Raw genomic sequence first — 5,811 nt, 5'->3', positions numbered from 1 at the left:
GGCTTCGGGCACCGCGGTGCCGCCGTCGAGCGGCTCCACCAGCGCTACGAGCGGGCCCGGCAGGCGAGCATCCTCAGCGCGTTCATGGGGAAGGACGGCATGCGCGACCTTGGGCTGCGACGCCGGTTCCCCTGGGCGCTGCTGCTCGCTCTGGCGAGCAACACCTTCCGGTACCGGGTCCTCGGGGCGCTGCCCGGCGGCCGGGAACGGCTTGAGGTACATGGGGCACGGGTGCAGGACCGGCAGCTGGCCTCGATGTTCCATGACGGCCGGCCTGCCGACGTGGCCCGCTTGCCGGGGGCCACGCGGGAGGCCGCCGCCTGAAGATCAGTCGCCGCGGGGGTGGCTGCTACGGCTGCGGTCGGTGCCGGTTCCGGCGCCATCGCCTCCGGCGCTCCGGGAACCGTCCACCCCTCTTCCACCGGGTGGCGGCGCTGGGCGGACGTCCGCTCGCCGTCGCCGGATGGCGGCGCTGGGCGGGCGCCCGCTCGCCGCGCGATCAGCCGCTGACGTGCAACGTCGCGTACTCCGCCTCAACTCGCCGGCGTGGCCGGGGAGCGCATGCCGAGCCATTGTTCGGCGCCCCATGCCTCGAACCGCTCCACCTCGGTGAATCCCAGTTTGGCCGCGAGCCGCATCGAGCCGGCGTTGGCGCTCTGGGTGGTGAGTACCACCGGCTCGCCGGGAAGCGTGTCTTCGAGCCAGCCGAGTGCCGCTGTGCACGCCTCGACGCCGTACCCGAGTCCCCATGCCCGCGGCAGGAACATATAGCCGAGGTCGGCCTTTCCCGCGGCGGCCGGTCGGCTGTGCCCCGTCGCTCGTCTGAGCAGGATCTGGCCGATCATCGCTCCGTCGAGATCGACGACGAAGCTTCCGGGCCATCGCTCGGGCGTCTCGGGCATCTCGCGCTCGATCTCGTCACGCGGGCGGGGGCCGCCGAGGTAGGCGTGCACCTCTGGTGAGGCGAGCAGTTCGATGAACGCCGTACGGTCCCGGGGCTCGGGCTCGCGGAGCACGAGCCTCTCGGTTCTGATCGGCTCAGGCGGCCACGTTATGTCTCCGAGATCTTCCATCCGCGCACGCTAACAGGTGGTCAGACCGGCTGACCGGAAACGCTCGGGCCGCACCAAGTGCCGTTGTGGTTCTCCTGGGACGGGCAGGCGGGGTGGACTCAACTCTCAGGATCAACGCACTCATCGTCGACACGACGCGAGAACGACCTGGGGCTGGGTTTCCAGCAGATCTCCGGGCCTAAGGTCGGCAAGAACCGTATGCACGTCGACGTCAGCTCAGCCGACCCCGCCGCCGAGCAGCGATGCATCGAGAGGCTCCGGGGACGCAGGCTGAATGAGTACACCGATGGCGGGTTTCTGGTGATGGCGGATCCTGAGGGCAATGAATTCTGCGTCATCCCCGAGGGCCCCTTCGAACTCGACGACGAAGGACGGGCGGACTACCTCAGCTGACCGCCAGTGCCGCCGACCAGCCATGTCCGTCATGCGGCTCACGGAAGACGTCCCACAGGAACTGGCCACTCACCGGGTCCCGTAGCCATGTCTGGTGCGTGGCAGCGAGTTCCTCGGCCCCGGCGTCCGCCCAGATCTTTCCCGAGCCCACCGCGTCGAACGCGTACTCGGGGAAGCGGTCCCGAATCTCCGCGAACCCCGCCGCGGGTACCGCGAGTTCCAGGTCGCCATGGTCCCGTGTCTGTTCTCCGCGGAACAGGTCGAGCGCCCACCCTGCCGCGACGCACCAGGGGACGTTGACCCCGTTCAACCGCTCCGCGACCTGTTCCGGGCGCCAGGCATCCGCCCATCGGGCTTCCAGTTCGTCCGCGTCGAGAACGACGCCGCCGGGCGGCAGAGATTCGATCATCGCACCAACCTACTGTCGCGGCCCGCACGAGAGACGGCTCCTCCAGCAGCGTCCGGCGGTCTCGACGTAGCAACCCGTTCGAGGGACAAAGCGCCTATCCAACTATTTTCAGGGCATCGCTGGCACTGACCGATTCAGCATCCGAAAGAGAGATCCCAGTGTCTGCTCGCTCCCTCACGGCGGCCCTCGGCGCTGCCTGTAGTGCCCTTGTTCTGCTGCTGGCCGCGCCGGGTTCGGCATCGGCCGCGACCGGCCAGTTCCGCTACTCGTACACCACCGCCGAGGGATACGAAGCCGTCGGCTTCCTGAACGATCCCGCCAGCGGTGAGTGCATCAATCTGCACGGCCCCGGTTCCGAGCCGGGATCGGCCGGCCGGGCGCCCAAGAACCGCACGGACGCCACCGCCACCGTCTTCCTCGGCCCCGACTGCGAGGGCGACGTCTACTACACCCTGCGTCCCGGCGCGGGAGCCGGTGACCGACTCCTCGTGCGGTCCGTCGTCTTCTCCTGACACCGGGTCCGCGCCAACTCCCTTCCGGCCCCGTGTTCGTGAGGCCCTGCGCGAACGAGGCTTCGCCATGGCCCACGACACGGGGTCCCCCGATCGCAGATCCCCGCGGGCAACCAGGTCGATCGCGCGGCCGTCCTCAACGACGAGTCCTCAACGACGAGTCATCTCAAGGAGGTCACCCGGTGGTCACGCACGCCGATGTCGTCAAGCCGCTGCCGGAGCTGCTCGGGGATCACGCTCGTCGCCTCGGGGACAAGGTCTGTTTCCAGGACCGGTTCAGGCGGCTGACCTACCGGGAGCTGGAGGAGCGGACCGCGCGGCTGGCCGGTCACCTGGTCGGGCTCGGTGTGGCGCGTGGTGACCGGGTGGCCGTGCTGCTCGGCAACCGTGTCGAGACGGTCGAGAGCCTGCTCGCCATCATCCGCGCGAGCGGCGTGGGCGTGCCGCTGGACCCGGGGAGTTCGGAGGAGGAGCTGGCCCGCCTGCTGGACGACAGCGGGGCGCGGGTGCTCATCACCGACCAGGCCTGTCCGGCGCGTTGGCACGCACTGTCGTCACGGCCCGGACTGACCGTCGTCGTGGCCGAGGGCGGCGACGAGGACGGGGGCGGGAGCGCGGCTTCGCGCGCGGACGTCGAGGGGCCGACGCAGGACGCCGGCGCGGACGGGAACCGCCCCGCTGCCGTCGATCAGGCGCTGGCGTACGAGGACTTGGCGGGTACGGAGCCGCGGACGCCGGCCCGGGACGATCTCGCGTTGGACGAAGTGGCCTGGCTGCTCTACACCTCGGGCTCCTCCGGCGTACCCAAGGGTGTGCTGTCCACGCAGCGCAACCGCCTCTCGCCGGTCGCGACGGGCCTCGTCGGTGTCCTGGGGCTGTCCGAACGGGACCGTGTGCTCTGGCCGTTGCCCCTCCATCATGCGATGAGCCAGATCGTGTGCTTCCTCGGGGTGACCGCGGTGGGGGCGAGCGCGGTGCTGCTGCCCCGGTTCTCGGTGGCGGGTGTGCTCGGTGAACTGCGCGGCGAGGACGCCTCGTTCACCTTGCTCGGCGGGGTCCCGACCACATACTCCGCGCTGCTCGACGCGGTCCGGGGCGAGGAGGACGGCGTCGGTCTCGGCGCCCCCGCGCTACGGGGCTGCGTCAGCGGTGGTGCCGCGGCGGGGCCGGGGTTCCGTGCGTCCTTCGAGGCGGTCTGCCAGGCCCCCTATCTGGAGCACTACGGCAGCACGGAGGCGGGCCCGGTCACCATGGCGGGTCCTGGCGAGGCAACGGCGGACGGGGCCTGCGGCCGGGTGCTGCCCGGGACCCGGGTCCGGGTCGGCGGGGGTGCCGACGGGCGGGACACGGGCGAGGGCGAGTTGTGGGTCAACGGGCCCGGGATCATGGCCGGTTACCACGGGCGGCCGGAGGCGACCGCGGAGGTGTTGCGCGACGGCTGGTTCCGCACCGGCGACCTGGTCAGGATCGATGCCTCCGGTGAACTGGTGATCACCGGCCGGGCGAGCGATCTGATCATCCGGGGCGGGGTGAACATCCACCCCTCGGAGGTGGAGGCGGTGCTGCGACGGCTTCCGGGGGTGGCGGACGCCGCCGTGGCCGGGCGCCCGCACCCGGTCTTCGGCGAGGTGCCGGTCGGCTATCTGGTCGCCGGGCCCGGTGGCGCCGCGCTGGACCGGGGGCGCGTCCTCGCCGCCTGCCGTGCGCGGCTGTCCGGTACCAAGGTGCCGGTCGAGCTGTTCGAGGTGGCGGGCATTCCCCGTACCGCCTCCGGGAAGATCCTGCGCCGGGACCTCGCCGGTCTGCCCGTACGGGCGTTGGGCACGGAGGCCGCCGAGGAGCCCGTACGACGGGAGACCCGCGAGCCCACCGAGCCGCGCCGGTCGGCGCCGGAGGAGCTGCTGGCCCTGGTGCGCGGCGAGGTGGCGGCCGTACTCGGGTGTACGCCTCAGGCCGTGGAGCCGAGCACCGCACTGCGGGACCTGGGGATGGACTCCCTGACGGCGACGGTGTTGCGGGAGCGGCTTTCGGAGCTGACCGGGCTGCCGCTCTCCGAGGCCGTCGCGTTCGACTTCCCGACGGCCCTCGCGCTCGCCGCCCACCTCGGGGAACGCACCGCCGCCGCGCCCGCCGGTGCCGGGCTCGTGCGCCGGGAGGCGGTCAGGTCGGACGACGATCCGGTGGTGATCGTGGGGATGGCGTGCCGGTATCCCGGGGAGGTGGCATCCCCGGAGGAACTGTGGCGGCTGGTCGCCGACGGGAGGGACGCCATCGGCCCCTTCCCCACCGACCGTGGCTGGGACACCCGGGCGCTGTACGACCCGGATCCCGGTCGGCCCGGACGGACGTACGTACGCGAGGGTGGTTTCCTGTCCGGCGTGGACCGCTTCGACCCCGGTTTCTTCGGCATCTCGCCCCGCGAGGCGCTGGCCATGGACCCGCAGCACCGGCTGCTGCTCGAAGTGGCGTGGGAGGTCTTCGAGTACGCCGGTCTCGTCCCCGCCACCCTGCGCGGCTCGGCGACCGGGGTGTACGTCGGGCTGATGTACAGCGACTACGCCCGCCGGCTGGCGAGGACGCCCGAGCAGGTCGAGGGGTACCTCGGCCTCGGCAACGCCGGAAGCGTCGCCTCGGGTCGTATCGCGTACACGTTCGGGCTGGAGGGTCCGGCCCTCACGGTGGACACGGCGTGTTCCTCGTCCCTGGTGGCCCTGCATCTGGCGGCCCAGGCGCTGCGCCGGGGCGAGTGTGCCTTCGCGTTGGCCGGGGGCGCCACGGTGATGTCGGGACCCTCGTCGTTCGTGGAGTTCAGCCGCCAGCGGGCGCTGGCACCGGACGGTCGCTGCAAGGCGTTCGGCGCGTCCGCCGATGGCACGGGCTGGGCCGAGGGCGCCGGAATGCTGCTGCTGAGCCGGTTGTCGCAGGCGCGCCGCGCGGGGCTTGCGGTGCTGGCCGTGGTGCGCGGCTCGGCGGTGAACCAGGACGGCGCGAGCAATGGGCTGACCGCGCCGCACGGACCGGCGCAGCAGCGGGTGATCCGGCAGGCGCTCGCGGACGCGGGGCTGGCCCCCGGGGACATCGACGCGGTGGAGGCGCACGGCACCGGCACCCGGCTCGGCGACGTCATCGAGGCGGAGGCGTTCTTCGCGACGTACGGGCGCGAGGCGCGGCAACGTCCCCTTCTGCTGGGCTCGGTGAAGTCGAACATCGGTCACACCCAGGCCGCCGCGGGAGTGGCCGGTGTGATCAAGATGGTGCAGGCGATCCGGCACGGCGTGCTGCCGCGCACACTGCACGCCGACGAGCCGACCCCACGCGTCGACTGGTCCTCGGCGCGCATCGCGCTGCTGACCCGGGCGGTGGAGTGGCCTGCGACGGATCACGTGCGCCGGGTGGGGGTGTCGTCCTTCGGCATCAGCGGCAC

The 5,811-nt window shown here is 72.0% G+C and carries 4 protein-coding genes and 2 pseudogenes; 4 read left to right on the top strand and 2 right to left on the bottom strand.

What is annotated here, in order from left to right:
- Nucleotides 1–324 (top strand): annotated as a pseudogene (locus CCN72_RS39285) (hypothetical protein); the annotation flags it as partial.
- 209 nt (nt 325–533) lie between these two features.
- On the opposite strand, the gene CCN72_RS31770 reads toward CCN72_RS39285, so the two are convergent.
- On the bottom strand, nt 534–1,073 hold the full coding sequence (locus CCN72_RS31770; RefSeq protein ID WP_086811620.1) for a GNAT family N-acetyltransferase: 540 nt from the start codon (nt 1,071–1,073) through the stop codon (nt 534–536).
- Nucleotides 1,074–1,130: 57 nt separating this feature from the next.
- Here CCN72_RS31770 and CCN72_RS31765 point away from each other — a divergent pair, with 57 nt between their 5' ends.
- A complete protein-coding gene (locus tag CCN72_RS31765) occupies nt 1,131–1,466 on the top strand; it encodes a VOC family protein (protein WP_158101444.1) in 336 nt (111 codons plus the stop codon).
- Nucleotides 1,467–1,482: 16 nt separating this feature from the next.
- Here the strand turns inward: CCN72_RS31765 and CCN72_RS31760 are convergent.
- Nucleotides 1,483–1,875 (bottom strand): annotated as a pseudogene (locus tag CCN72_RS31760) (nucleotidyltransferase domain-containing protein); the annotation flags it as partial.
- Between the two features lie 158 nt (nt 1,876–2,033).
- On the opposite strand from CCN72_RS31760, the gene CCN72_RS31755 reads away from it, so the two are divergent.
- Nucleotides 2,034–2,387, top strand: coding sequence for a hypothetical protein (locus CCN72_RS31755; RefSeq protein ID WP_208638156.1), 354 nt, complete (start codon nt 2,034–2,036; stop codon nt 2,385–2,387).
- 182 nt (nt 2,388–2,569) lie between these two features.
- A partial coding sequence (locus tag CCN72_RS40955) for a type I polyketide synthase (protein ID WP_244174576.1) occupies nt 2,570–5,811 on the top strand: 3,242 nt, incomplete at its 3' end.

It is taken from the genome of Streptomyces murinus (genome assembly GCF_002154555.1).
GTDB lineage: Bacteria > Actinomycetota > Actinomycetes > Streptomycetales > Streptomycetaceae > Streptomyces > Streptomyces murinus.
Note: the sequence above shows the minus strand (reverse complement) of the source record. Positions and strands in the feature narration are given on the sequence as shown.

What these genes read in the sequence shown, in the direction of transcription:
- CCN72_RS31770 (WP_086811620.1), bottom strand. Translation starts at nt 1,073, where the DNA reads ATGGAAGATCTCGGAGACATAACGTGGCCGCCTGAGCCGATCAGAACC.